The sequence below is a fragment of the Brucella sp. genome (assembly GCF_032066345.1).
GTDB classification, from domain to species: Bacteria; Pseudomonadota; Alphaproteobacteria; order Rhizobiales; family Rhizobiaceae; genus Brucella; species Brucella pseudogrignonensis.
Map to the genome: position 1 here is coordinate 378,268 of NZ_DAMBKZ010000001.1, position 26,092 is coordinate 404,359.

The window sequence follows — 26,092 nt, forward strand, 5'->3', positions numbered from 1 at the left end:
TTGCTAAAGCGCAACAGCGCGGAAAAACAATCGAAACGGCGGTTCGATGAACTTTAGAGCGCCTTGAAACAAGCTAATTGTGACCCACCGACACAGAAAAGCCCGGCAATGTGAAATTGCCGGGCTTGTGATTCGAGGTAAAGCTGTTGCTAACTGCCGAAATCAGCCTGCTTCACGGATACGTGCTTCGGCGGTTGCAACGCGTGCAGCCGCATCTTTGAGTTCAGCGAGCCGCTCGCGTTCTGCCTGAACAACTTCTTCCTTGGCGTTCTCCACGAACTTTTCGTTTGAGAGCTTCTTCTCGATTTTTTCCATTTCGGCCGCGATCTTACCTGCTTCCTTCGCCATGCGAGCGGCTTCAGCTTTCAGATCAATCAGACTGCCCAAAGGAAGGCAAATCGTGGCTTCGCCATGCACCAGCTGAGCAGAGCCTTTTGGTGCTTCATTAGCAAAGGAAACCGATTCCACACGCGCAAGACGCTTGATAGCAGCATCATGACGCGCGAAACGATCAATGGTTGTTTCATTCGCTTCGAGAACAACAATCGGTGCAACAGCACCTGCCGGAACATTCATCTCCGCACGAACAGAACGAATGCCCATGACAAGATCAACCAGCCAGTTGATATCTGCGGCGGACTCTTCATCCTCAAACGACAGTTCTGGCCATTCTGCCAAAGCAAGAACTGTATCGCGCTTTGCATCTTCGCCTGCGGTCAACGTCCAAAGCTCTTCGGTCATGAACGGCATGAATGGATGCAGGATTTTATAGATCTCATCCAGACAGTAAGCAGCCGTTGCCTGTGCTTCTGCCTTGGCAGCCTTATCATCGCCCATAAAGATCGGCTTGAGCAGTTCCAGATACCAATCGCAGAACTGGTTCCAGACAAAACGGTAGGCAGCGCTGGCTGCTTCGTTGAAACGATAGTTCGCAATGCCTTCAGTAACTGCACTTGTTGCTTTCGTAAGCTCAGTCAGAATCCAGCGATTAACAGCGAGTTTCGCATCATCAGGCTTGAAGTTCGGGTCGAGCTTAACACCATTCATCTGTGCGAAACGTGTTGCATTCCAGAGCTTGGTGCCGAAGTTACGATAGCCAGCAATACGCGCTGGATCGAGCTTCACGTCGCGTCCCTGAGCCGCCATGATCGCAAGTGTGAAGCGCAGAGCATCTGCGCCATACTCATCCATCAGCTCAAGCGGATCGATAACATTGCCCTTGGACTTCGACATCTTTGCGCCGTGCTTATCGCGCACGAGTGCGTGGAGATAAACCGTGTGGAACGGAATCTCCTCCATGAAGTGCATGCCCATCATCATCATGCGGGCAACCCAGAAGAACAGAATATCGAAACCAGTTACCAGAACGCTGGTTGGATAATAGGCCGCGAGTTCAGGTGTCTTGTCAGGCCAGCCGAGTGTGGAGAACGGCCAGAGACCTGATGAGAACCAGGTATCCAGAACGTCCGTATCGCGTTCCAGAGCAACGTCTTCGCCGTAATGTGCGAGAGCCGCAGCTTTGGCTTCCTCTTCACTCTTCTCGACGAACCACTTTCCATCTGGTCCATACCATGCCGGGATCTGATGGCCCCACCAGAGCTGACGCGAAACACACCATGGCTGAATGTTTTCCATCCAGTCAAAGTAGGTCTTTTCCCAGTTCTTCGGCACAATCTGCGTGCGCCCATCACGAACCGCAGCCATAGCTGGCTTTGCAAGTTCAGCCGCATTCACATACCACTGGTCGGTCAGGTAAGGCTCAATCGGTACGCCACCGCGATCACCATGCGGAACCGCATGCGTGTGATCCTCGATCTTTTCGAGATAACCCCGCTCTTCAAGCGTTTCGACAAGACGTTTGCGCGCAGCAAAACGGTCTAGTCCTTCAAACTCGTTGATAAGCGCATTGAGTTCAGGCGTTACTTCCAGACCTTCAAGGAAATCAACGTTGCCCTTGAGAGTGACCGCAGCAGAAGGCGTGAGAATATTGATGACGCGCAGATCATTACGCTTGCCTACTTCAAAGTCGTTGAAGTCATGAGCAGGCGTGATTTTAACCGCACCGGAACCTGCTTCCGGGTCAGCATAATCATCCGCAACAATCGGAATACGACGGCCAACGAGTGGCAGTACGATATTGTTGCCAATTGAAGCGTGATAACGCTCATCCTTCGGATTAACAGCAACACCCGTATCACCAAGCATTGTTTCAGGCCGCGTGGTGGCGACAACAATGAATGTATGGGGGTTTTCTGGATCGAAAGGAATGTTTTCCAGCGGATAACGCAAATGCCACAGATGGCCTTTGATCTCGCGGGATTCGACTTCAATATCGGAAATTGCGGTAAGCAACTTCGGATCCCAGTTGACCAAGCGCTTGTCGCGATAAATCAGTCCCTGCTTGTAAAGAGAGACAAACACTTCAAGAACAGCGCGTGACAGCCCCTCGTCCATCGTAAAACGTTCACGCGACCAATCGCATGATGCGCCGAGGCGACGAAGCTGATTGGAAATCAAGCCTCCGGATTCCGACTTCCACTGCCAGATGCGTTCAATGAATTTTTCGCGGCCCATGGCATGGCGGTTTGGTTCCTGACGCTCAGCGAGCTGGCGCTCAACAACCATCTGCGTGGCAATACCCGCATGGTCCATACCTGGCTGCCAAAGAACGTTCTTGCCGCGCATACGTTCAAAGCGGACCATGATGTCCTGAATCGTATTGTTGAGCGCGTGGCCCATGTGAAGCGACCCCGTCACATTCGGCGGAGGAATAACCACAGCAAATGGATCGGCGCCAGGCTTTGAACCTGCACCCGCCTTGAATGCGCCAGCTTCTTCCCAGCGTTCAGCGATTTTCGGCTCTACGGCCGCGGCGTCATAAGTCTTCTCAAGCATGGAAACGTCCGGTCTTTATGCGGAATGAATTGATTGACGGGTGAATAGCAACTAACAGCCGACAAATCACCCTAAAAGTGAAAACCCGCCTGCATGACAGACGGGTCAAAGAGTCCAATCTGACGTGCGACGGTTAGCGTTCGCCTCTCACCACACGTTCGATTTCTTCGCGAACAAGTCGCTCGACAAGCGGAGGCAGATTGGTATCGAGCCAATTCTGTAGCATTGGACGCAAAAGATCTGATGCGATTTCATCAAAGGAACGGCGCGGTTCGGAATGAACAGCGTGGTTCAAATCCTGAAATGCTGCAGCTACTTTACGTCCTGTGCCTTCCGACAAAATATGTGCTGCGCCCTGCGCTTTCAAGTCAGCAGGCTGCGCCTCAGCAACCGGAGCCACTTCAGCCTCTGGTTCTGACACGTCTTCGGTCCATGACGCACTGATCTTATCGTCAACTTGAGCTTCAGCCGACACGGTATTGTCTATCTCGCCAGTAGTTTCGACGATTCCGCTACGATTGTCATCGTTTTGCGCGTCAGGAATGAAGTCAGCCTCTTCTTCGTCGGCATCGACAGTTTCGTCAGCAACAGCAACCTCTTTTGCAGGTTCGACAATCGGGCCGCGCAGGATTGGTTCCTCAGAGAAAATCGGGGCTTTTGCCACCGGCTTCTCCACTGCTTCAGGCTGTTGCTCTTCTATCGTTGCAGGTCGGCGGAATTTGGCGACCTCACCACGAGAAGGAAATGCGGATGCGGCAGGCGCCGGATGACGCGTAACATCGCTATCTTCGATAATCCGGCGAATGGAAGCCAAGATTTCTTCCATCGACGGTTCGCGTGCTGCGCTGGATGTTTGTGCCATAGCTGTCCGTCTTTCCCTTTTTGCCAATTACTCACACAGGCAGAGAATCAATGGATTAAGGGTATCGGACATGCAGCGATTTGAGAATCCCTGCACAGGTATGTGTGATCCGAACCCACAGCTTTATCATTTTATTAAGATTTACGAACCGAAAGACGAATCATACAAAAACGGCGCCGATGAGGGCGCCGTTTTTATTAATGCTTATGATAGGGCTCAGCGACCATCTGGTGTACGCAAACCGAACCATTTGTCCTTGACTGCATTGTAATGTTCTTCAGGCTTGTACTGAGCGACCTGCAACTGCATGTCCTGTGCCGTCATACGTCCACTGGCATTCAGAAGCGCATAGCTTGCAACAATCGAGTCGTGTTCAGCCTGAACGAGTGCGATCTGTACGCTGACGAGATCATTCTGAGCATTCAATACGTCTAGCGTCGTGCGCTGGCCAACTTTACGTTCTTCAATCACACCATCAAGAGCAAGCTGAGCTGCAGCGATGCCATCGCGGTTCGCTTTCACGGATGCACGAGCTGCTTCAAGCTGCGACCAAGCAGAGCTGATTGCCTGACGAACTTTATCCTGAACGATATCGACTTCGATACGTGCCTGACCGAGCTGTTCCTTAGCCTGGCGTACCTGTGCAGAAGTGCGGCCACCGGTATAGATTGGAATGCTTACACCAACGCCAACCGAAGCTGAGTTACCGTCGCCGACACTCGTACCGGCATAGGTGTCGAGGTGGCTGGCACTTGCCGTCAGACCGACAGTCGGCAGCAAAGCGCCTTCCTTGGCCTTGACGTTAAAGCCCTGCGCATTAACTGCATATTGAGTGGCAAGAATACCAGGATGCACGGTCACTGCATTCGCGTAGGCTTGGTCTGGTGAACGTGGCAGATTTTTTGCAGCTGGTGCCGTAGAAAGGCGATCTGGCTGTGAGCCGATAACCTGAACATAGGTCGCTTCGGCAGACTTAACGTCTGCACGAGCAGAGTTGAGTTGCGCGATTGCAGTAGAACGCTGCGATTCTGACTGAGCAACATCGGTACGAGTGCCTTCACCTACGTCAAGGCGAGCACGCGAGGCGCGTACCTGCTCATTCATAGCGGCCAGATTTTTCTCGCGCAAAGCCGCAATCTGGCGAAGCTGATACACGTTCATATAGGCCTGAACGGCCTCTAGGAGCGTGTTCTGTTCGTCATTTCGGAGATTCTCGCGCTGAGCAAAAACTGTGGTTTCTGCTGAAGCAACGTTGTTCTTGGTCTGAAAACCATCGAACAACATCTGGTTAAGCTCAATGCCGTAAGTGCCGGTCGTTCTATAATCAGAGGTAGGCGACTTGCCACGAGCTACGTTATAGCTACCGGTGATCTGTGGACGATAGCCGGATTTTGCAATCGCAACATTTTCGTCCTGAATACGCACACCTGCCCGCGATGAGTTCAGGGTAGCATTGTTCTTATACGCCTTCATGAGAGCGCCGTTCAGCGTCTCTGACAAAGCGGCCTGGCCCGATAAAACGGTGCCCGACAGGAGTATTGCCGCCGCCATAAGTCCTTTGCACGCTTTGAACACCGTATACCTCATATAAGAACAAACGAATCTATAATCGAACCGATCGGTTCGGGAAGACTTAATAACGTGTAAATTCCGCTATTTCCATCTTTCCCGCCAGTGCTTTCACAAACAATTTCCGCATCGTTGCAGAATTGCCCCATGCTCTGGATTAGAACTCGAACTGCTCAACACGCTCAAAACCTGGAAGCGGACGAACTGCAGTGTTGAAAACGCTACGACCAGAAGCCACGCCGTTTTCTTTCACGTAAATCCTTGCAACTCCGGCGTTTCCACGGCCTTCGACGGCGATCAAACGACCACCTTCCTTTAGCTGATTGAAAAGTACTTCCGGTACAAAATCAACTGCACCCTCGATGAAAATCACATCGTAAGGCGCTTCAGAAGGGTAGCCTGCTTTCAAATCGCCTGAAACGATCACAACATTGTCATGGCCCAATTCCTGCAAACGAGCCGCTGCAATAGCTGACAAAGAGGAATCACTTTCAAGACCAATAACCGAACCTGCCAGCTCAGAAAGGATGGCCGAAGAGTAACCAGTGCCACAGCCGATATCGAGAACGACGTCGTTCTTATTTACCTTTGCGAGCTGAATAAGCTTTGCAAAAGGTGACGGCTCCATCAGATAGCGTGGCGCAGTGCCCTCGCCTTCGAGAAGCTGGTCTTCGTCGATATAGGCAAGCACCTGACGGTTTGCCGGAACAAAAACTTCGCGCGGAACGGTCAGAAAAGCGTCGATGACCCGAAGGTCCGTTACATCCGTGGTACGGATCTGGTTATCGACCATCTTCGTGCGAAGATCCTGGAAATCGGCTGCCATAGCCATGCCCTACATCCTTCTATATCGCGATAACGCGATGATTATGCCTTCTGGCACCCTTTATGAACAGAGCCTGGATAACGCATCCAATGCTATCATCTCAGTTCGCTGTCGTTACGGGGCACCATAAACGAGATTTGCCGCTGATGTGGCAAAAATCGGCCTTCCAGTCAATCAAACACAAGTTTTGCAGGCCTAGCTGCAGCACTTGGTCGCCTCTCCGCACCGTATATCATTCTATCAAAACAAAAATGCCGGGCGCATCTGCGTCCGGCACTTAGGCTTTGGATAAGCGTCTTACAAGTCATGCATTATCAAAACGCTTGTGAGGTTGATCACATTATTGCGTGATCGTTGCTGGATAGCCCGCTGCAGCAAGTGCGTTGAGTGCATCGTCATTTGAAGCATTGCTTACGAATTTGACCTCTTTCTTATCGAGATCAATATCCACCGTGGATGCTCCATCGATCTTGTGCAGTGCATTTGTAACGCTCTCAGCACAACCGCCACATTTCATCTTGGGAATTGAAAACGTAACCATTTAAATCACTCCTTGCTTTCACTATACCCACAATGCAGCTTCCCATCGTGGTAAGGTCAAGCAACATCTTTCATTATGGCGCTTCGCAGCTTTCCGGAACGCTTTTCTCAATTTCAAGCGGCGACTTGGTGAGCGAACCGGTCATAATCTGCATAGGCTTATATGGTGGCTCTTCCTGCATACCGGGATTGGTAAGGCGAATTGTATAGCAGCCGGTATAAACTTCCTTCTTGCCATCATCGCTTTCGGATTCGATTGCAATCGGAAGACTCCAGTAAATCTGCCCTGCCCCCGGATCTGGATCAGTCTTACGAACTGCAACCTTCACGCTCTTGGTTTTTTCATAACCTTTAACGAAGACCTTAAAGTCCGGTTCACGTCCTTCTTCCGAGTAATAGCTATAAGCGCGAGCATATTCCTTGCGGTTGATCGCATTATAATAGGATTCCATTAGCGCCTGCGGCGTGGACCTATCATCGCGATAATCAGGCACCGTAATGCCATCAGACGCGTCCTGCGTCTGCTCAGACGGTTTTGTCTCTTCGACCGGCTTGGTCTGTTCCTGCTCAGAAGCTGCTTTCTTAGGCGCTTCCTGCGCTTGCGTGCCAGAGACCAAAATCATCGTGCTGAAAACGCCAGCAATCCCGGCAAGCATCAAAGGCTTCATGCGTTCAATCAACATACGCGTCTCCTCTTCCAGCAATTCTTTGGTTGCAGCACACCAAGATGTGTTTGCCAGCCAGGACAACGACTGATTTGGTGTCTTGCAGTAATGATGTTACAACACTAACTATAGTAAAAACGTGGCAATCGCGCAGAAAAGCGCAACGTTGCGAACAGACTGGATGATTCTTCAGTCACAAACCAGCATAACACCGGAAGAGATGAACATGGGCCGTTTCTCAGTCTTGACGCTTACCGATGCAGCCGCAGCGCGCGTTAATGAAATCATGGCTTCCCGTGACGGTGCCCTCGGTATCCGCGTAGGCGTAAAAAAAGGCGGCTGCGCTGGCATGGAATATACGATTGATCTCGTCACTGAGCCAAAGGCCGGTGATGATTCCGTCGAAAAGAACGGAGCTAAGGTCTATATCGCTCCAGAAGCCGTGTTATTCCTGCTTGGCACTCAAATGGATTTCGAAGTGACCACGTTGCGCACTGGCTTTGTTTTCAACAATCCAAACCAGACATCGGCTTGCGGTTGCGGTGAGTCTGTTGAGCTCACAGCAGCGTCACCAGAAAGCCTTCGCCAGATGCAGGGCGCTGCTTAACCGTTCAGGATTACCCATTCCATGGATGATCAATCTCTACGAGACCTTTTTGAAGGCTTAGGGACGATTAGCATCCGCCGCATGTTTGGCGGCAAAGGTATCTACCATCAGGGTTTGATCGTAGCGCTTGTTGTTCAGGATGAGTTGCTTTTAAAGGCAGATCAGGAAAGCGCACCGGCTTTCATCGCTGCGGGATCAACACAGTGGACTTACGACGGCCGCAAGAACGGAAAAACCATTGCAATGCCCTATTGGAGTGTGCCGGACGAAGCTTATGATGATCCAGAAATCATGACCGAATGGGCGCGACTTGCATTTGCAGCCAGCCTCAGATCAGAAGCCAAAAAATAAAAGCCGCTCACTGAAAGAGCGGCTTTTTGTTTCTTCTAAGCCTTACGCCAGTATCCCTGTCGGGATCAGCATGAATGCTGGAATGTCGTTACCGAAGCCAATCGGCACTGGACCATCATCATCATCGCGATCACGGCGACGCTTATGATTATCGTGCTGCGGCTTGCCGCGACGGTCGTCATTTGAATGACGGATTGCATCGCGGCGATCTTTTATTTCATTGATAACTGGTTGCGGTTCATCGGCCTGAACGATCACAGGTGCCTCGACCTTCTGTTTGTCTTTCGACTTACCCTTGGCATCTTTGCCTTTACCTCGGGCATTCTTGCCCTTGCGTGACGTATCTTCAGATTCGTCAGCCGCTGGCAATGTAGAAAGATCACCGTCCACCCATTCGATCTTTTCACCAATCATGGATTCGATTGCGGTCAGATACTTCGTGTCCGCAGTGGTTACCAGCGTAAATGCTTTGCCTGAACGACCGGCACGACCAGTACGACCAATACGATGGACATAGTCCTCCGAATGAATCGGAATATCGTAATTGAAGACGTGGCTCACATCAGGGATATCAAGGCCGCGTGCAGCAACATCAGAGGCAACCAGCAACTGCAACTTGCCTTCCTTGAAGTTTGCCAACATCGTCATGCGTGCGCGCTGATCCATATCACCATGCAAAGCGCCTGCATTGAACTCATGACGAACAAGCGAACGGAACAGCTCGGACACATCTTTCTTACGATTACAGAAGATGATCGCGTTCTTGAGCGAATCTTGTTCGCTGCGGATCAGATCACGCAGAGCTGCGCGCTTGTCCCAGTCCTTCTTACCCGACTTGACCAGACGCTGCGTCACAGTCTTTGCGGTTGAAGAAGCCTTGGCAACTTCGATACGCGTTGGCGAATGCAGGAACTGTTCGGTCAACTTGGTAATTTCTGGCGGCATGGTTGCCGAGAAAAACAGCGTCTGACGGGTAAACGGGATCAGCTTGCAGATACGCTCGATGTCGGGAATGAAACCCATGTCGAGCATACGGTCAGCTTCGTCGATGACGAGAATTTCAACACCAGTCAGGAGCAGTTTGCCGCGCTCAAAATGGTCGAGAAGACGACCAGGCGTGGCGATCAGCACATCTGCGCCGCGTTCAAGCTTGCGTTCCTGCTCGTCAAACGAAACACCGCCGATGAGCAGAGCAACATTCAAACGTTGATTAATGCCATATTTCACAAAGTTTTCTTCGACCTGCGCTGCGAGTTCGCGCGTTGGTTCGAGAATGAGTGTGCGAGGCATACGAGCGCGAGCACGGCCTTTTTCCAAAAGCGTGAGCATAGGCAGAACGAAAGATGCAGTCTTTCCGGTGCCCGTCTGTGCAATACCAAGCACATCCTTACGCTCAAGCGCTGGAGGAATTGCTCCCGCTTGGATAGGCGTAGGCGCGGTGTATCCCGCAGCTTCAACAGCAGCGAGCACTTTCGGGGAAAGACCGAGTTCGGCAAATGTTGTCAATGGAGGCGCAGCTCTCTGTTTGGAAGTGAGTTCCACCCATCCTGTCATTGCAGCCGCGTCATCCGGCGCAGGAACCAAGGCAGAAAAGGCATCTGCAACGCTATACGCGTTTTCTTGCAGCATCGCCTACGTCCAGAACGTGCAAAAGTCAACTAAAATACCCGGAGAGAATATAAAAATGCTTATTTATTTGTATTTTATTATGTTTCACCGAACACTAAAGCGTGAAACTACTAAATTCATAGCCAACTAATGTCTAAACTGTTCTGTCAGAATGCGCTCATCCCATGAATGATTTTGATCAAACAAGATAGCAACCCGACTATCCGGGTCTTCACGCACAGTAACTGCCTTCACGGATTTAACTTCGTTATTGTCAGCAACTGCATTCACTGGTCGCTTTTCAGTTTCAAGCAAGTCCATGCGCAGGGTTACATGCTTTGGCAAAAGTGCCCCACCCCATCGCCTTGGTCGAAAAGGGCTTACGGGTGTCAAAGCTAGAAGTGGCGCTTCCAGCGGAAGGATTGGCCCCTGCGCCGAAAGATTATAGGCGGTAGACCCTGCAGGCGTCGCGACCATCACACCGTCACAAACGAGCTCCTCCAGCCGAACCTTACCATCAATGGTGATCCGCACCTTGGCGGCCTGATAGGACTGCCTGAAAAGCGAAACCTCATTTATTGCCAAAGCCTTGAATGGCGGAGCAGATTCCGTTTCCGCAATCATTTCCAGAGGGCGAATTGTTTCTTTCTGCGCTGCATGAATGCGCGCAGGCAAATCTTCGACGCTGAACTCGTTCATCAGAAAGCCCACTGAACCACGGTTCATACCGTAAACGGGAATGCCGCTGTTCATGAAATCCCGCAAGGCCTGCAGCATTGTACCATCGCCACCCAGCGCGACAACTGTGTCGGCGTCTTCTGCAGCAACATGACCATAACGCTTCACCAGCTCTTTCTGAGCTGCGAGTGATTCTTCTGTCCCTGAAGAAACGAAGTGAAGCGCCAAGGATGTATCGTTCATTTTTATCCGTTCCAGCGAGCCAAAGCGTGCATTTTCCACAGACATGATGGCTATCATATGCAAAACCTGCTTACCATCACCCGCTGAATGTGAATTTTCGCTTTACACGGCTGAAAATTATGCTAATTCCACGCCTGTGCTGCCCTTATAGCTCAGTTGGTAGAGCACCTGATTTGTAATCAGGGGGTCGGGAGTTCGAGTCTCTCTGGGGGCACCACTAGCGCATTTATCATGTGCTCGTTTTTTTCCCTTACAAATTCAAATAGCTGCAAGAATAAGAGACTGCTTTCTCTTTCCTGCGGTTGCAACGTTGCTTTTTTTACAACTATTGCATTCATAACAAATACATATTAAGCTTGCATAATATCGCAAATAAACTTTTTTGGTTTAATATATCATGTGTCAACGGCGCATTTGTGTTTCCGTCGTAACTCGCAGCAGACCGAAAATGCTCTGCAACCTTTTTTCATCACTTGCTTCCATTCAGAAGCCTAACAACGTCAACGTTTCATTTCTCATTGTCGAGAATAACTCTTTACCGACGCTTGATGAGACCGTCGAAACGTTTCGCGCGCAAATGCCAGGCGATCATATCGATTATATCGTGGAAGGTGTTTTAGGCATTTCTTCGGCACGAAATCGAGCGTTGAATCACGCAATCGAACAGGGTTTTGACTTTCTAGTCTACGTTGATGACGATGAATTTGTTGAGCCAAACTGGCTTGTGACATTGCTCGCAGAACGAGATCGACTGGAGCTCGATATTATAGGCTCCCCGGTAAGACCAAAACCTTTTGATGAGAACCTGACAATTCTTCAAAAGCTTGTCTGGTCGGGTATTAAACGCAGTGGTTATAACGCTGAGAAAAGATGCCGCCGCAAATGTGCTGCAGGTCGCGGTGACTCCATCAAAGTTGCCACAGGCAGCTGGATGGGACGACTAGATTTCTTCCGCAACACCGGACTGCGTTTCGATTCCCATTTCGGGCTGACCGGGGGTGAAGACTGGAACCTCTGGGCGAAAGCAAAATCGCTTGGCGCAAGAACCGGCTGGGCTTGCGATGCGATCGTCTATGAAACAGTGCCGTCGTCTCGACTGACGCTGAGCTATCATTATCGTCGCAACCGTGACCACAACATCACAGAGTTCGGCGCTCGTTATCGCGAAAACCCGAACAAGACATTGAAAAAATTGCCAATGAAGATCGTAGGCCGTGCACTCAAATTTATGGGTGCCGTACTGTCTATATCTTTCCGAGGCGGCCAAGGGCTCGTATCGGCGGCCACGGCGCTAGGCGGGCTAGTTGGCCTCATACAGGGAAGTATCGGAAAGAATTCCCTGCACTACGCGAACACGACAGGCTTCTGACCAAATAAAAAGCCCCGCATTTTGCGGGGCTTCTTAGTTCTTAGTACCAACCGACAGCGACCTGCGCTTCTTCCGACATGCGGTCAGCAGACCATGGCGGATCAAATGTCATGGTTACTTCGACCATCGAAACACCTTCAACTGCACCAACGGCATTCTCGACCCAGCCCGGCATTTCGCCAGCAACAGGGCAACCAGGGGCAGTCAGCGTCATTTCGATTTTGACCGTGCGATCATCTTCGATGTCGATCTTGTAAATCAGACCGAGCTCGTAAATATCCGCTGGTATTTCAGGATCATAAACAGTCTTCAACGCGCTGATGATATCATCGGTCAGCCGAAGCAGCTCTTCCTGCGGAATAGCAGAGGCGGAGAAAACAGACTTTCCATCTGCCGATGCGCTTGCATCGTCCGTCTTGGTTTCAGTCTGTTCCTGAACTTTTTGTTCGATCTCGGTCATCCGAAAAACTTCCTTGCCTTTTCCAAGGCTTCTGCCAGCGCGTCCACTTCAGCACGGGTGTTATACATCCCAAAAGATGCACGGCATGTAGAGGTGACACCAAAGCGTTTCAAGAGCGGTTGTGCGCAATGCGTGCCGGCACGCACCGCAACCCCTGCCCGGTCAATGACCATTGACACGTCATGCGCGTGAATTCCATCAAGCGCAAACGAGATGATCGCCCCCTTGTCCGGAGCATTGCCATAAATGCGCAAGCTATTGATCTTGCCCAGTTGTTCATGCGCATAAATACGCAAGTCTTCTTCGTGGGCTGCGATCGCATGACGGCCGATTTTTTCCATATATTCAAGCGCAGCGCCAAGGCCAATCGCTTGAACGATCGGCGGTGTGCCAGCTTCGAAACGATGCGGCGGGTGATTGTAAGTGACGTTTTCTTCTGTCACTTCCTCGATCATTTCGCCACCACCCTGAAACGGGCGCATCTTTTCGAGCATTTCAGCGCGACCATAAAGAACGCCGATACCTGACGGGCCATAGACTTTATGGCCGGTAAAGACATACCAGTCACAACCGAGATCCTGCACGTCGACCGGCAGGTGGACAGCGCCCTGGCTACCATCGACCAGCACGGGAATGCCGCGCGCATGAGCAAGTTCAACGATCTTCTTGATCGGAGTGACTGTGCCAAGTGCGTTGGACATGTGGGTGATTGCAACAAGCTTCGTACGCTCGGTCAGACGCTTTTCAAATTCCTCGATATGGAACACGCCTTCGTCATCGACCGGTGTAAAGACAAGCTTTGCGCCCTGCCGCTCGCGGATGAAGTGCCATGGAACGATATTGGAGTGATGCTCCATGATCGACAGAAGGATTTCATCACCCTCGCCGATATTGGGCATACCATAACCGTAAGCGACCGTATTGATCGCTTCAGTCGCATTCTTGGTGAAGACGATTTCGTCTACAGAACCGGCATTCAGAAAGCGACGAACCGTTTCGCGCGACTTTTCGTAAGCATCGGTCGCGGCATTGGAAAGAAAATGCAGGCCGCGATGCACATTGGCATATTCATTCGCATAGGCATGCGTAACAGCGTCGATGACGCTTTGCGGCTTTTGCGCAGACGCGCCATTATCGAGATAAACGAGCGGCTTGCCATGAACCTGTCGTGACAGGATGGGGAAGTCTCTGCGGATCGCTTCGACATCGTAAGCCGCAACAATTGGATTCTTCTGATCCATGATCGCTCCTTCTACCCTTCAGGCAGAAAAGGCGGAGCAATTATTACTCCGCCTTATTTACTCAAGCGTGGGCTGCAAGCCAGTTCGAGAGCACTTCTTCCAGTGCTTCAACGAGAGCTTCGTTTTCCAGCTCTTCAATAATCTCGGCGATGAAAGCCTTGATCAGCAGGCCGCGGGCTTCGTTTTCAGGAACACCGCGTGCCATCAGATAGAAGAGATAGTCTTTCGACAGCTCAGTGACCGTTGCACCGTGGCCGCAAGCCACGTCATCCGCAAAGATTTCCAGCTCCGGCTTCGCATCAAACTCGCCATCGTCAGACAGCAGCAGCGTGTTGCAGGCCATGCGGGCGTCGGTCTTCTGGGCGATCTGTGCGACACGGATCATCCCCTGGAATACACCACGCGCACGATCCTTGACGACGTTGCGGATGATCTGGGTCGAACGTGTATTTTCGACCAGATGCGCCACTGTCATGGTGATGTCGGTGTGGGAATCGTCAGACAGAAGATTGAGGCCACGAAGTTCGAAGTCCGAATCTTCACCTGCAACAGTCAGATGCACTTCCTGGCGAACCAGCTTGCCACCAGCATTGACGATGTAAAGCGTAAGCTTCGATCCTGCGCCAATCGTTGCGTTGAACTGGGCAAGCTGCGTTGCCTGACCAAAATCACGCAGAATAACCCAGATGACATCAGCGCCATCGCCAACGCTCACATGGCTTACAGAGGTCGAGAAAGCATCGCCTTCACCGCCCGACTGACGCTCAATGATCGTTGCCTTGACGTTCGAACCGATTTCGACTGGGAAGCGCGTGTGGCCCTGCCCGGTCTTCTGGATGTTCTGCAGCTCAAGCGGTGCTTCAAGCTCAACGTCATCGGCAATCGACAACGCCCAGCCATCGCTTACATAAGCAGCGTTGATCTGGCCGATCGTGTCATCGGTTCCCCTAACGGTAAGCTGCGGAACGAGCGAGCCATCAGCAAGTGCGTCGCGCACAGCAGTCAGGGTCACACCTTCCGGAGCCTTTGCGTCAAGTGCTGCACCATTGCTTGCAGCAATGATGGACGAGCCTGCGAGCAGTGCAGGAAGCGCATTGGTTCCAGCAGTCGGATTGAAGTCAGCAACGCCTTTAAGCAGCGTACGGAAATCCGTGTAGTGCCAGCTTTCAATGCGGCGCGACGGAAGACCGTGCACTTTCAGCGATTCCAGCGCGTTGTCGCGTGCAACGACGACATCGCCACTGCCCGGCAGTTCGCCCATACGAGTGGCGAAGCTGTCGATCAGCGCGCTTTCAGCTGGTGTCCTTGGTTTAGAGGTCTGGATGTTCATAATCCGCTCCTCAGGCTACTTCGCCGATAATGTCGGCATAGCCATTTTCTTCAAGGTGGTTTGCGAGGGTCTTATCACCCGACTTGATGACCTGTCCCTTGTAAAGAACATGGACGCTATCCGGCACGATGTAATCGAGCAGACGCTGATAGTGGGTAATCACGATCACGGCGCGGTCTGGCGAACGAAGAGCATTCACGCCATCCGAAACGATCTTCAGCGCGTCAATATCGAGGCCAGAGTCGGTTTCATCGAGAACGCAAAGGCTTGGTTCGAGAAGCTGCATCTGAAGAATTTCAGCACGCTTCTTTTCGCCGCCCGAGAAGCCAACATTGAGTGGACGCTTCAACATGTCCATGTCGATGTTAAGGCCGCCAGCGGCTTCCTTCACGCGCTTGATGAATTCAGGAATCTTCAGTTCCGCTTCGCCACGCGCCTTGCGCTGGCTGTTCATCGCAACCTTCAGGAACTCCATCGTGGCAACGCCTGGAATTTCCATCGGATACTGGAACGCAAGGAAGATGCCCTTGGCAGCGCGTTCAGCCGGATCGAGCTCGAGGATCGACTCGCCGTTGTAAAGAATGTCGCCTTCGGTCACTTCATAATCATCGCGACCTGCAAGAATGTAGGACAGTGTCGACTTGCCCGAGCCGTTCGGGCCCATGATGGCGGCAACTTCGCCCTTGTTCACAGTGAGGTTCAGACCACGGATGATTTCTGTATCCGTGTCAGCGATCTTTGCATGAAGGTTCTTGATCTCAAGCATGGGTATAAACCTTGTCTCTCAGCGCAGACTCACGAAGAGCTGCTTATGCCAGTTAAAGGGCTGGCCAGAAAATCGGATGTTTTAAGGCAGTAAAGCGCGCCGGATTAACCGACGCTGCCTTCAAGCGAAATGCCAATGAGCTTCTGCGCCTCGACGGCGAATTCCATTGGCAGTTCCTGAATAACTTCCTTCACAAAACCATTGACGATGAGGGCGATAGCCTCCTCTTCCGGAATGCCGCGCTGCATAACGTAGAACAGCTGGTCTTCGGAAATCTTGGAGGTGGTTGCCTCGTGCTCAAACTGTGCAGTGGCGTTCTTTGCCTCGATATATGGCACGGTATGCGCACCGCAATCGTTGCCGATCAGGAGCGAGTCGCACTGGGTGAAGTTGCGGGCATTTTCAGCCTTACGATGGGCTGAAACCTGACCGCGATAGGTATTGTTGGAATTGCCTGCCGAAATACCCTTGGAGATGATGCGGCTCGACGTGTTTTTGCCGAGGTGGATCATCTTGGTGCCGCTGTCGATCTGCTGATAGCCGTTGGAAACGGCAATCGAGTAGAATTCGCCACGCGAATTGTCACCGCGCAGAATGCAGGAAGGATATTTCCACGTTACAGCGGAGCCGGTTTCAACCTGCGTCCACGAAATCTTGGAATTATCACCACGGCAATCGCCACGCTTGGTAACGAAGTTATAGATACCGCCCTTGCCGCTACTATCGCCCGGATACCAGTTCTGAACGGTCGAATACTTGATCTCGGCATTATCGAGCGCGATCAGTTCAACGACTGCTGCGTGGAGCTGGTTTTCGTCGCGCTGTGGTGCGGTGCAGCCTTCGAGATAGGAGACGTAAGCGCCTTCTTCCGCGATGATCAGCGTGCGCTCGAACTGGCCCGTATTCTTTTCATTGATACGGAAATAGGTCGAAAGCTCCATCGGGCAGCGAACGCCCTTTGGTACATAGACGAACGAACCATCGGTGAAGACAGCCGAGTTCAGCGTCGCATAATAATTGTCCGAAACCGGAACAACCGAAGCGAGATACTTCTGAACCAGTTCAGGATGCTCGCGAATGGCTTCCGAAATCGAGCAGAAGATCACGCCCGCTTTGGCAAGCTCTGCCTTAAAAGTCGTCACAACGGAAACACTGTCGAACACGGCATCAACAGCCACGCGGCCCGATGCATAGACGTTGTCCGATGGATTGCCGTCAATTTCGCTTGGATCGCCCTGCTTGCGCACGCCAGCGAGGATTTCCTGCTCACGCAGGGGAATACCAAGCTTTTCATATGTGCGGAGCAATTCCGGATCGACTTCATCCAGCGATTTTGGGCCGGTCTGATTCTTCGGGGCTGCGTAATAATACGCATCCTGGAAATCGATCTTTGGATAATCCACGCGCGCCCATGATGGCTCTTCCATGGTGAGCCAGCGTTCATAGGCCTTCAGACGCCACTCAAGCATCCATTCCGGCTCTTCTTTTTTAGCGGAAATGAAGCGAATGATATCTTCATTAAGACCCTTTGGGGCCTTCTCGGATTCGATCGTTGTTTCGAAGCCGTACTTATACTGGTCCACGTCCAAGCCGCGAACCTGATCAATGGTCTCCTGCACTGCAGGCATTGGCGTTCTCCATCCTCGTCGAATTCAAGGTTCGACAGTTGCAAACGTCAGGGCGATGATAGTCGCTATCCTCGCCACAATATAGTGTGCGTGACGCTTCTTTAAAACCTCTCTAAACTAAATTTCAAGCCCGGCTTTAAATTTGCTGGTAAAATTCAAGAATAATTTACGAGGTTAGGCCCGATTAGGCGTTTAACTGGCCTTTGAGCGCTCGTGACGGGCAACGATTTTGCGCAAAACGTCAAGAAACTGATCAACAGATTCTATTTGAGCATTTGGTTCGAGCGAAACACGGATCGCGCCCGGCCCTTCCTCAAGGCCCATTGCAGCCAGCACATGACTTGGTCCGACCTTTCCCGAAGAACAGGCTGATCCTGCCGACAGAGCTATTCCGCCAAGGTCAAATGCGATTTGAACGGTTTCAGCCTTTTGTCCGTCAAGCGAGAAGAAGGTCGTGTTCGGGAGACGATCAACGGATTTACCGTGGATCGTGGTACTTGGTGCAATCTCCATGAGACCGGTTTCAAGCCGGTCACGCGCTTCGAAAGACCAGCCATTGCCATTCAGTCGGGTGGCTGCAACATCCGCAGCCGCACCAAAGCCTGCAATCAATGGAAGCGCTTCTGTGCCTGCGCGATGTCCCTTTTCCTGACCGCCACCCCGGACCAGCGCCTTCGGCATCATGAGATCAGAGATTGCGATCACGGCACCAACACCCTTCGGGCCACCGATCTTATGTGAAGAGATTATGAGATAATCGCCACAACCCTCTGTAATATCTATCTTAATACGTCCAGCGGCTTGTACCGCATCGACAACGAAGATACCGCCTGCCGTTTTGACGAGTGCTGCGATCTCGCGAATGGGCTGGATTACTCCGGTTTCATTATTGCCGGCCTGCACAGCAACTAGCGGCAAGCCTGCGCTCTTGTCGTGCGCTTTCAGCGCTTGTTCAAGCGCATCCAGACGAAGGATACCATTTCCATCGACCGGAAGAACCGTGATGTTGTCTGGAGCAAATTGTCCGCCCGCCAACATACAGGGGTGCTCGGTTGCACTTACATAAAGATGCGACAGACGTACCGGCGAACGCCCCATCATATAGATCGGCGTCAACAAGGTGGATGCGGCTTCGGTGGCGCCAGATGTGAAAAAGACATGCTCAGGCTTGGCGTTCACGAGTGCTGCCACACTACGGCGAGCCGATTCGACCAGCGCGCGGGCAGCCCTGCCCTCGCGATGCACGGATGAAGGGTTGCCGGTTATGCCTAATGCCTCGATGACTGCATTGCGCGCTTCATCAAGCAAAGGCGCACTGGCATTATAGTCCAGATAGAGCCTCTTGCCGGTTCCGATCACCGATACTATCTCCTAAGCGACACCATAAAGTGGCCAGAAGCGCAATTTTCTTGAATTTTCAATCAGGAAAAGCCTATTAAGCCACATTAGGTACTGAACTACGGTCCAGTCTAACGAAATTTCAAATCGGTTCTAGAAGCGGCGCACCCCCACGTCAAGTTCGCCACCCTGAAGCCGATCTTCCGATCACCAGCGGAGTACACATGCCAGAAGTCATTTTCAACGGCCCTGCCGGACGCCTTGAAGGCCGCTATCAGCCTTCACGGGAAAAGAATGCGCCTATAGCCCTTATCCTGCATCCGCACCCGCAGTTCGGTGGAACGATGAACAACAAGATCGTCTATGATCTGTTCTACATGTTCCAGCAGCGCGGTTTTACAACGCTTCGCTTCAACTTCCGTGGCATTGGCCGCAGTCAGGGCGAGTTCGACCACGGCGCAGGTGAATTGTCGGATGCGGCAAGCGCGCTCGACTGGGTGCAGGCTCTGCATCCGGATTCGAAGAATTGCTGGGTCGCCGGTTATTCGTTTGGTTCGTGGATCGGTATGCAGCTTCTCATGCGCCGCCCGGAAATCGAAGGCTTTATCTCGGTCGCGCCGCAGCCAAACACCTACGACTTTGCGTTCCTCGCGCCCTGCCCGTCCTCGGGCCTGATCATTCATGGCGATCAGGATAAGGTTGCACCGCCAAAGGATGTTCAGGGGCTCGTTGATAAGCTCAAGACGCAGAAGGGTATCACCATTACCCAGAACACCATTCCGGGTGCGAACCACTTCTTCACCGGCATGGGCGATCAGCTGATCGACGAATGCTCGGAATATCTGGAGCGCCGTCTTGCTGGCGAACTAGTTGAAGTCCGCCAGAAGCGTCTGCGCTAAAAGCCTTAAAAGGTTAATCCTACTGAAGCCCGGTGATTGTTCTCACCGGGCTTTTATTTTGGCGGAAGTGCAAGACCACCACCGGAAACAGGCTTATCGCAGCCCGTTGTCGTCGGATAGGTGAGCGGTAGCCCACGCATTGAACGCACAGCCAGATAGCCCCATGCTTCCGCTTCCATGGCATCGCCATCAAAACCCGCATTATCAGCATCCAAAACGCGTGCGCCTTCACGCTCTGCAAGCGCACTCAGTTCAGCCATGATCGCTGCATTCTTACGTCCGCCGCCACTGACGACATAGGTTCGAGGCTTCGACGGCAGATGCGAAGCCGACCGCAGAATGGCGGCCGCACTGACATAAGCAAGCGTGCGTGCGCCTGTTGCCAAGTTCGCCTCATCTTTCGCAGGAACGACAAAATCACCCCGATCCAAAGAACGACGATGATTCCCTTTGAAAAACTCGTGATCGAGATATTTCAAAGCCAAGGTCTCATCCACAGTGCCACTCATCGCCGTGATGCCGCCTGGATCAAAGCTTCCCTGTTCATGCAGCTCCATCCACTGATCGATCAGCATATTGCCTGGCCCACTGTCATAGGCCATCAGCGCACCGCCCTCACCAACATAGGTCAGGTTGGATATGCCACCGATATTGACGAAGACCACCGGCCCATCGAGGCCAAACGGAAGATTGGCCGCTAAAGCTGCATGATAGGCCGGAATCAGAGGGGCACCCTCGCCGCCGTGCCGCATATCTTCGGCACGCATATCATAGACGACGGGAATGCCCGTCTCTTCAGCCAGCAGCTGTCCATCGCCTATCTGCACAGTCAGCGCCTCACGCGGACGATGCAGCACGGTTTGACCATGGAAACCGATCACATCGATCTCATCAGGCCTTAACGAATGCGCGTATAGGAAATCCTGGATCGCTATCGCATGAAGAAGGGTCTGGTCGTGTTCAAGCTGTTTAAGGACACCGGGGCGTTCACTGCGTTTGTTGATACTGCGCGCATCAACCAGCGCTGCCTTCAAGCGCCCACGAAACCCCTCCGAATAAGACACAGCACTGGATGGTCCACGCTCGACCCAATTTTCACCATCGGTGGTCAGAAGCGCAATATCGATACCATCCATCGAAGTACCGCTCATCAGTCCTATTGCGCGTTTCAAATCGGCCATACCGGACTTTCCTTGTTATTCCCGCTTGAATGATGCTAAAGGCAAAATATCATAAGGCGGTAAGCACTTGATTACTGTTGTTTCCATTCTCGCCTAATCAGTCAGGAAAAGGGCATGTCCGGTTTTAAATCCGATTTTCTTCGCACACTTTCCGAGCGCGGCTTTATTCATCAGATTTCCGATGAAAGCGGCCTCGACGAATTGTTGGCCAAGGAAACCGTGACGGCCTATATTGGCTTCGATCCTACAGCGCCAAGCCTTCACGTTGGCAGTCTGATCCAGATCATGATGCTGCACTGGTTCCAGCAGACCGGCCACAAGGCCATAGCCCTTATGGGCGGCGGTACAGGCATGGTTGGCGATCCATCCTTCAAGGATGAAGCACGCAAGCTGATGACCGAAGACACGATTGCCGAGAACATTGCTGGCATCAAACGCGTTTTCGCAAATTACCTGACCTTCGGTGACGGTCCAAACGACGCCATGATGGTCAACAATGCCGACTGGTTGCGCAACATCAACTACCTCGAATTCCTGCGCGATGTCGGCCGTCATTTCTCGGTCAACCGCATGTTGTCGTTTGATTCGGTAAAGACACGTCTTGATCGCGAGCAGTCGCTGTCGTTCCTCGAATTCAACTACATGATCCTTCAGGCCTACGACTTCGTAGAACTGAACAAGCGTCATGGCATTCGCCTGCAGATGGGCGGATCGGATCAATGGGGCAATATCATCAACGGTATTGACCTCGGACATCGTATGGGCACACCACAGCTTTACGCTCTCACCTCGCCTTTGCTCACCACGGCTTCCGGCCAGAAGATGGGTAAGTCGCTGGGTGGTGCAATCTGGCTTAACGCCGATATGCTCAGCGCCTACGATTTCTGGCAGTACTGGCGCAATACGGAAGATGCTGACGTAGAACGCTTCCTGAAGCTCTACACGACGCTGCCTATGGATGAGATTGCAAAGCTTGCAGCACTGGGTGGTTCGGAAATCAACGAAGCAAAGAAGATCCTTGCAACCGAGATTACCGCAATTCTGCATGGCCGTACCGCTGCCGAAGAAGCTGCGGAAACCGCGCGCAAGACCTTTGAAGACGGTGAACTGTCGGAAAATCTGCCAACGGTTGGCGTCCACAAAGCAACGCTAAATGACGGTATTGGTGTGTTGGCGCTCATGGTTCTTGCAGAACTCTGCGCAACCAACGGCGAAGCACGTCGTCACATTGAAGGCGGTGCAGTTCGCATCAATGACGAGCCTGTTACCGATCCGCGCCTGACGATCAACGCTTCCGCTCTCAACGATCAGGGCGTTATCAAGGTATCGCTCGGCAAGAAGCGTCACGTTTTGATCCGCCCAGCTTAAGGGCTTATCGCATAACGAAAAAGCCGGGCTAAGCCCGGCTTTTTTTATGCTCTGATTTGGTCTCTCTTAGAGCATTTCCTGTTTTGATTGAGTCATTGGAAATGCTCTATACATTTGTCTTTACGCGCATCTTGTTCCGAAAACCGCTTAGCACTTTTCGGGATGCGCTCTAGAACTCGAAAATCGAGCGGAAAATGCCCGGCGCGATAATCGAGATCGGATTGACCATTACCTGTGGCTGTTTAGCGCTGCCTTCAAGCTTGAAGGTAATGCCGAGAAGTCCACGATCACGGCCATTGCCAAGCAGCGCGCCGAAGATTGGAACCTCACCAAAAATACGATTCACGCCATAAGCGGGCATGAATGTGCCTGTGATCGACATATTGCCACGTTGATCATAAAGCGTGCCTTGGAAGGTCGTCCCTACAGATGGGCCGCGTACCACACCCTTGGAAAGCTTGAGATAACCCTCACCTTTTTCGATCAGAGAGAACCCACGTTCAACGTCAACCCGTGAGACGTCGATATCCCGCTTAACTGCCTGATTGAGGCTGGTGCCACCGCTTGAAGGAGAGCTGGAAACGATCTTGGCCAATCGCGGCTCATTGATAATCGCGAAATTACGCGCATCAATCTGCCCACTCAATGGTCCATTCCCCTGACCGGCAAGACCAACGGTAATTTTCCCGCCGCGCATTTTGTCATAAAAATCGAAAAAGCGCAAAACTGCACCGGCATCATTGGATTGCAGCGAGACCGAACGGGCATCACCCTGATCGTTGTTTGTCGCAACGAAAGCTGCACCAGATGAGGTAACGGCATTCACGGAAACGCCGGAAATCTTGTTGCCTGCATTCTCATAAGAAACAGCCACGTTGCGGAGTTTTTCATCGTTGAACCCGCTCACTTCATCAACCTGGGCGCTGACGACAATGCGTGGGCTTTTACCCCCCGAACTTTCGCTCTTCTTCTGGATATCAGATATCTGTTTGATGATTGAACGAGCATCGAACTGCGAGCCGCGAACGGTCACACGATAGCCGCCGGAGCTTTTGGTGGCTTTTACACTCATTCGGTCCGAACGCGTCAGTCGAATTTCGCTGAAGTCAGCCGACTGGAAATCGCCGCCCAATATCGAAAGATTGCCCTTCGCGCCGAATGCATCGCCCGTCAGAACCAAATTGCGGATATCAAGCTTGCCGTCAGTGCCGCTGGCTTTTACCAGATCGAATGTCGCCTTAGCCGGAACGCCGCTACCTTTGCGCCAACCAAGCCAGGGCAAGCTTATCTGTGTCTTGTCCAAATCCGCAGAAACGCGTCTTTGGCCGTTATTCTCCATACCGAGATCAACGGATATCGGGCCAGAGAAGAGATCTTTTAATCCGGGCAAAAGCTTGTCCCGAGAGCTATCATCGAGCTCAAGCTTAATCTTCTGCTCGCGCTTGACGGGGCCAGAACGATCCACCGGCTCGGTCATCGATATCTTGGCAGGGACGCCATCAAGCTTTGCATCTGCGGTTATTAGCGCAGCAGATTGATCAACTTTGATGCTGCCTGTCGCATCGCTCACATTGGAGCCGCCAACGGGCTTGGCAATCGCAAGATCGGTGAAACCTATATCGGCATTCCATGTCAATGTTCCAGGAGGAGCGCCCTTGGAAACAGCAAACCCGACTTTCACCTTTGCCTTGACATCGCCGGTCACATCTTCTGGCACAAACGGCACGCTTTTCAGCACATCAATCGGTTTCTTGCCTGCAATCTCAGCAATTGCCGCTGCATCCCCAGATACCAACAGATCAAGATCCGCAATAACCGGGCGCTGCGGCCCCCATGGGATAATCAGCGTGCCGTCCGAAACGGATGCCTTCCGATTATCCGGTGTGTAGGCCACACCCTTTTCCAGCTTGATCGTCGTATGCGCACCGCGCACTGAGATGTTCCCCGTAACATCGCGAACGGGCGGCAATTCACCGATCACATCAAAGCGCGTATCCGACACATTGAAGTCTGCTTTGATCTCTTCACCGGTCAATGGAGGCGGTAAGCCTGGACCGTTAAAACGTCCACCCGCCAGAGAAATATCAATGCGGCTGTCTTTCAGAATGCCGCCGTAGAGGTTCTTCAGTACCCATTCGCGCGCGCCGTCAGCGACATCAATCGGCCAGAGATGTTTTGCGTCCGCTACAGGCATTTCTGGAATGCGCAGCATGAAAATCATCTCGGGCGAACCATTGCCGAAGGCCATGCTGCCCTGCCCGTAAAGTTCCCCTGTTTCAGTCTTAACATCCAGATTGGAGAACTGCAGTCGTTGCTGATTGGCAAGAAACCGACCCGCAATTTTAACACCAAACGGCAATTCAGGATCGCTCGATTCGGCTGGCATACTGGTGGCTGAACTTGTCACGACTTCAAAACGATAGCTCGGACCACCCGCATTGTTTTCAGAATCAGGGTCTGGTCCAAACGCTCCGTTAAACGCCGCGTTCATTCCGCCAAGCTGGATTCGGGACGGCTTGATTTCAAGTTTGCCACTCCCAACAGAATGCTCAATGCGGAGAGCCGCTTTACCGAGCACATCATTAACGCGACCAATTTCCATCTCGATGCCATCAACGGCCAGATCGGCGGTTACGCGTTCTGGATTCTCACCATTCGCTGCCTTGCCTGACAGGGCGAGGCTCGCCTTACCCTGCAAATCGAAATGAGCTGGATTAACCCGATTTCCATCAATTATTGGCGCCACTTCTTCGGGCGAACCAAGGTCAATCGGCAGGTTGCTGACCTTGATCTGGAAAGCGTCAAGATCATTTTCCTGCCCTTTGCGATCAATATTCCCATCAATTGCTATGGTTTTATTTTGCCAGACAACACTGCCTTCGATTGAAATCTTGCCATTGTTTTCGACCAGTCGAAGCTTCTTAACTTCAACACTTTGCTGCGTGTCGCCTGTCTTAAATCGGATTGTTGTATTCAGAAGGCCAATTGCCTGAGTATTCTGGTCCCTCAGCAATTCGAGATTGCGGCGCATTGTCGAGAACAACTCGTTTGAAACCGCATCAAAATCTATATAGCCGTTGTTGTCGTAAGGCAGGGACTTCCAGAAACCTGCGCCCTTCTGCTCAGGCAGGTCGAAACTCGCACCGTCGATTTCAAGCTCTGCAACGCGGACCTTGCCCGTCAACAGCGGCAGTGGGGCCAGTCCCAATCTTACCGATCTGATATCTTTGATTTCCAGCCCCTGCTTTGGCTCAGAAATCGACACGCCCCGCGCTTCAAGTGCAACCAGACTGTTTTGGTCAAGCGACAAACCCGCACTCGCAATGGAAGCCGATGCTTCTTCACCGAGAATTCCGCTAAGGCTCTTTTGCGCTTCGTCGCGCAAGAGATCGCTGTTTACGCCGCCACGTAAAATGACAAATCCTGCGCCACCGATGAGGACGAGCACGATGCACAAAGAAAGAAAAGCGTGAGAACACCAGGTGACAAACGAGCGCCGAGGCCGCGTTAGTCCAAGCGCAGCACAATCCTCGCCTTCAGCTGCGAGGCGTTCGATTCTTTTCATCTCCCGCTTTGTAAAGCGGATCTGGCGCGGTTTATCTGTCAATATTCCAGCCGAACTATATATTTCCGCAAATGGAAGACCTCACGAGATGGTTTATAAGAGC

21 protein-coding genes and 1 tRNA gene are annotated in these 26,092 nt (G+C 52.1%); 6 read left to right on the plus strand and 16 right to left on the minus strand.

Annotated features, from left to right (window positions below; all coding sequences use genetic code 11):
• Positions 1–162 precede the first annotated feature (162 nt).
• The 6 genes from RT142_RS02060 to RT142_RS02085 all read right to left on the minus strand — a co-directional run bounded on the left by RT142_RS02060 (position 163) and on the right by RT142_RS02085 (position 7,375).
• The gene (locus RT142_RS02060) at positions 163–2,895 is read right to left on the minus strand and encodes a valine--tRNA ligase (RefSeq protein ID WP_313026958.1); all 2,733 of its coding nucleotides are present in this window, start codon (positions 2,893–2,895) and stop codon (positions 163–165) included.
• A 133-nt stretch (positions 2,896–3,028) separates the two neighbouring features.
• The gene (locus RT142_RS02065) at positions 3,029–3,757 is read right to left on the minus strand and encodes a PopZ family protein (RefSeq protein ID WP_112804843.1); all 729 of its coding nucleotides are present in this window, start codon (positions 3,755–3,757) and stop codon (positions 3,029–3,031) included.
• Between the two features lie 216 nt (positions 3,758–3,973).
• Positions 3,974–5,344, minus strand: coding sequence for a TolC family outer membrane protein (locus RT142_RS02070; protein WP_079211819.1), 1,371 nt, complete (start codon positions 5,342–5,344; stop codon positions 3,974–3,976).
• A 139-nt stretch (positions 5,345–5,483) separates the two neighbouring features.
• On the minus strand, positions 5,484–6,152 hold the full coding sequence (locus tag RT142_RS02075; RefSeq protein ID WP_064322403.1) for a protein-L-isoaspartate O-methyltransferase family protein: 669 nt from the start codon (positions 6,150–6,152) through the stop codon (positions 5,484–5,486).
• Between the two features lie 340 nt (positions 6,153–6,492).
• Positions 6,493–6,693, minus strand: coding sequence for a heavy-metal-associated domain-containing protein (locus tag RT142_RS02080; RefSeq protein ID WP_064320538.1), 201 nt, complete (start codon positions 6,691–6,693; stop codon positions 6,493–6,495).
• A 73-nt stretch (positions 6,694–6,766) separates the two neighbouring features.
• Positions 6,767–7,375 carry a hypothetical protein gene (locus RT142_RS02085; RefSeq protein ID WP_313026963.1) on the minus strand — a complete coding sequence of 203 codons (609 nt, stop codon included), beginning with the start codon at positions 7,373–7,375 and terminating at the stop codon, positions 6,767–6,769.
• 208 nt (positions 7,376–7,583) lie between these two features.
• Between RT142_RS02085 and sufA the strand changes: the two genes are divergently transcribed.
• Both sufA and RT142_RS02095 read left to right on the plus strand, forming a co-directional pair.
• On the plus strand, positions 7,584–7,964 hold the full coding sequence (sufA, locus tag RT142_RS02090) for a Fe-S cluster assembly scaffold SufA (protein ID WP_007874803.1): 381 nt from the start codon (positions 7,584–7,586) through the stop codon (positions 7,962–7,964).
• Between the two features lie 21 nt (positions 7,965–7,985).
• The gene (locus RT142_RS02095) at positions 7,986–8,315 is read left to right on the plus strand and encodes a TfoX/Sxy family protein (protein WP_079211818.1); all 330 of its coding nucleotides are present in this window, start codon (positions 7,986–7,988) and stop codon (positions 8,313–8,315) included.
• A gap of 42 nt (positions 8,316–8,357) precedes the next feature.
• On the opposite strand, the gene RT142_RS02100 is transcribed toward RT142_RS02095, so the two are convergent.
• Together RT142_RS02100 and RT142_RS02105 are read right to left on the minus strand one after the other, a co-directional pair.
• Entirely contained in the window at positions 8,358–9,821 is a 1,464-nt protein-coding gene (locus tag RT142_RS02100) for a DEAD/DEAH box helicase (protein WP_007874799.1), read from the minus strand.
• 249 nt (positions 9,822–10,070) lie between these two features.
• The gene (locus tag RT142_RS02105) at positions 10,071–10,844 is read right to left on the minus strand and encodes an NAD kinase (RefSeq protein WP_007874798.1); all 774 of its coding nucleotides are present in this window, start codon (positions 10,842–10,844) and stop codon (positions 10,071–10,073) included.
• 141 nt (positions 10,845–10,985) lie between these two features.
• On the opposite strand from RT142_RS02105, the gene RT142_RS02110 reads away from it, so the two are divergent.
• Both RT142_RS02110 and RT142_RS02115 read left to right on the plus strand, forming a co-directional pair.
• Positions 10,986–11,061 (plus strand) — tRNA-Thr (locus RT142_RS02110).
• 180 nt (positions 11,062–11,241) lie between these two features.
• Complete coding sequence (locus RT142_RS02115) at positions 11,242–12,213, plus strand: glycosyltransferase family 2 protein (protein WP_079211817.1); 972 nt, start codon at positions 11,242–11,244, stop codon at positions 12,211–12,213.
• Between the two features lie 40 nt (positions 12,214–12,253).
• On the opposite strand, the gene RT142_RS02120 is transcribed toward RT142_RS02115, so the two are convergent.
• From RT142_RS02120 to RT142_RS02145, 6 genes are all read right to left on the minus strand, one after another.
• Positions 12,254–12,673, minus strand: a complete 420-nt coding sequence (locus RT142_RS02120; RefSeq protein WP_007874794.1) for an SUF system Fe-S cluster assembly protein — start codon at positions 12,671–12,673, stop codon at positions 12,254–12,256.
• A complete protein-coding gene (locus RT142_RS02125) occupies positions 12,670–13,914 on the minus strand; it encodes a cysteine desulfurase (protein WP_112804845.1) in 1,245 nt (414 codons plus the stop codon). Before RT142_RS02125 ends, RT142_RS02120 begins: the two co-directional genes overlap by 4 nt.
• A gap of 61 nt (positions 13,915–13,975) precedes the next feature.
• Complete coding sequence (gene sufD / locus RT142_RS02130; protein WP_113158538.1) at positions 13,976–15,244, minus strand: Fe-S cluster assembly protein SufD; 1,269 nt, start codon at positions 15,242–15,244, stop codon at positions 13,976–13,978.
• A gap of 10 nt (positions 15,245–15,254) precedes the next feature.
• Positions 15,255–16,010, minus strand: coding sequence for a Fe-S cluster assembly ATPase SufC (gene sufC, locus RT142_RS02135; RefSeq protein WP_007874788.1), 756 nt, complete (start codon positions 16,008–16,010; stop codon positions 15,255–15,257).
• 104 nt (positions 16,011–16,114) lie between these two features.
• Positions 16,115–17,638 (minus strand): Fe-S cluster assembly protein SufB, encoded by a 1,524-nt coding sequence (gene sufB, locus RT142_RS02140; protein ID WP_007874786.1) that lies wholly within the window; start codon positions 17,636–17,638, stop codon positions 16,115–16,117.
• Positions 17,639–17,830: 192 nt separating this feature from the next.
• A complete protein-coding gene (locus RT142_RS02145) occupies positions 17,831–18,997 on the minus strand; it encodes a cysteine desulfurase family protein (protein ID WP_313026970.1) in 1,167 nt (388 codons plus the stop codon).
• A gap of 203 nt (positions 18,998–19,200) precedes the next feature.
• Between RT142_RS02145 and RT142_RS02150 the strand changes: the two genes are divergently transcribed.
• On the plus strand, positions 19,201–19,875 hold the full coding sequence (locus RT142_RS02150; protein WP_007874783.1) for an alpha/beta hydrolase: 675 nt from the start codon (positions 19,201–19,203) through the stop codon (positions 19,873–19,875).
• 53 nt (positions 19,876–19,928) lie between these two features.
• Here RT142_RS02150 and RT142_RS02155 read toward each other — a convergent pair whose 3' ends face one another.
• On the minus strand, positions 19,929–21,056 hold the full coding sequence (locus RT142_RS02155; protein ID WP_313026973.1) for an anhydro-N-acetylmuramic acid kinase: 1,128 nt from the start codon (positions 21,054–21,056) through the stop codon (positions 19,929–19,931).
• Positions 21,057–21,170: 114 nt separating this feature from the next.
• On the opposite strand from RT142_RS02155, the gene tyrS reads away from it, so the two are divergent.
• Positions 21,171–22,424 (plus strand): tyrosine--tRNA ligase, encoded by a 1,254-nt coding sequence (gene tyrS, locus RT142_RS02160; RefSeq protein ID WP_007874779.1) that lies wholly within the window; start codon positions 21,171–21,173, stop codon positions 22,422–22,424.
• 169 nt (positions 22,425–22,593) lie between these two features.
• On the opposite strand, the gene RT142_RS02165 is transcribed toward tyrS, so the two are convergent.
• Complete coding sequence (locus tag RT142_RS02165; RefSeq protein WP_313026976.1) at positions 22,594–25,989, minus strand: RNA-binding protein; 3,396 nt, start codon at positions 25,987–25,989, stop codon at positions 22,594–22,596.
• Positions 25,990–26,092 lie beyond the last annotated feature (103 nt).

Coding starts and splice junctions, on each gene's coding strand:
- RT142_RS02070 (WP_079211819.1), bottom strand. CDS start 5,344: ATGAGGTATACGGTGTTCAAAGCGTGCAAAGGACTTATGGCGGCGGCA.
- RT142_RS02065 (WP_112804843.1), bottom strand. CDS start 3,757: ATGGCACAAACATCCAGCGCAGCACGCGAACCGTCGATGGAAGAAATC.
- RT142_RS02060 (WP_313026958.1), bottom strand. CDS start 2,895: ATGCTTGAGAAGACTTATGACGCCGCGGCCGTAGAGCCGAAAATCGCT.
- RT142_RS02165 (WP_313026976.1), bottom strand. CDS start 25,989: ATGAAAAGAATCGAACGCCTCGCAGCTGAAGGCGAGGATTGTGCTGCG.
- RT142_RS02120 (WP_007874794.1), bottom strand. CDS start 12,673: ATGACCGAGATCGAACAAAAAGTTCAGGAACAGACTGAAACCAAGACG.
- RT142_RS02105 (WP_007874798.1), bottom strand. CDS start 10,844: ATGAACGATACATCCTTGGCGCTTCACTTCGTTTCTTCAGGGACAGAA.
- RT142_RS02115 (WP_079211817.1), top strand. CDS start 11,242: ATGTGTCAACGGCGCATTTGTGTTTCCGTCGTAACTCGCAGCAGACCG.
- sufD (WP_113158538.1), bottom strand. CDS start 15,244: ATGAACATCCAGACCTCTAAACCAAGGACACCAGCTGAAAGCGCGCTG.
- sufC (WP_007874788.1), bottom strand. CDS start 16,010: ATGCTTGAGATCAAGAACCTTCATGCAAAGATCGCTGACACGGATACA.
- tyrS (WP_007874779.1), top strand. CDS start 21,171: ATGTCCGGTTTTAAATCCGATTTTCTTCGCACACTTTCCGAGCGCGGC.
- RT142_RS02075 (WP_064322403.1), bottom strand. CDS start 6,152: ATGGCAGCCGATTTCCAGGATCTTCGCACGAAGATGGTCGATAACCAG.
- sufA (WP_007874803.1), top strand. CDS start 7,584: ATGGGCCGTTTCTCAGTCTTGACGCTTACCGATGCAGCCGCAGCGCGC.
- RT142_RS02080 (WP_064320538.1), bottom strand. CDS start 6,693: ATGGTTACGTTTTCAATTCCCAAGATGAAATGTGGCGGTTGTGCTGAG.
- sufB (WP_007874786.1), bottom strand. CDS start 17,638: ATGCCTGCAGTGCAGGAGACCATTGATCAGGTTCGCGGCTTGGACGTG.
- RT142_RS02155 (WP_313026973.1), bottom strand. CDS start 21,056: ATGGCCGATTTGAAACGCGCAATAGGACTGATGAGCGGTACTTCGATG.
- RT142_RS02095 (WP_079211818.1), top strand. CDS start 7,986: ATGGATGATCAATCTCTACGAGACCTTTTTGAAGGCTTAGGGACGATT.
- RT142_RS02085 (WP_313026963.1), bottom strand. CDS start 7,375: ATGTTGATTGAACGCATGAAGCCTTTGATGCTTGCCGGGATTGCTGGC.
- RT142_RS02125 (WP_112804845.1), bottom strand. CDS start 13,914: ATGGATCAGAAGAATCCAATTGTTGCGGCTTACGATGTCGAAGCGATC.
- RT142_RS02150 (WP_007874783.1), top strand. CDS start 19,201: ATGCCAGAAGTCATTTTCAACGGCCCTGCCGGACGCCTTGAAGGCCGC.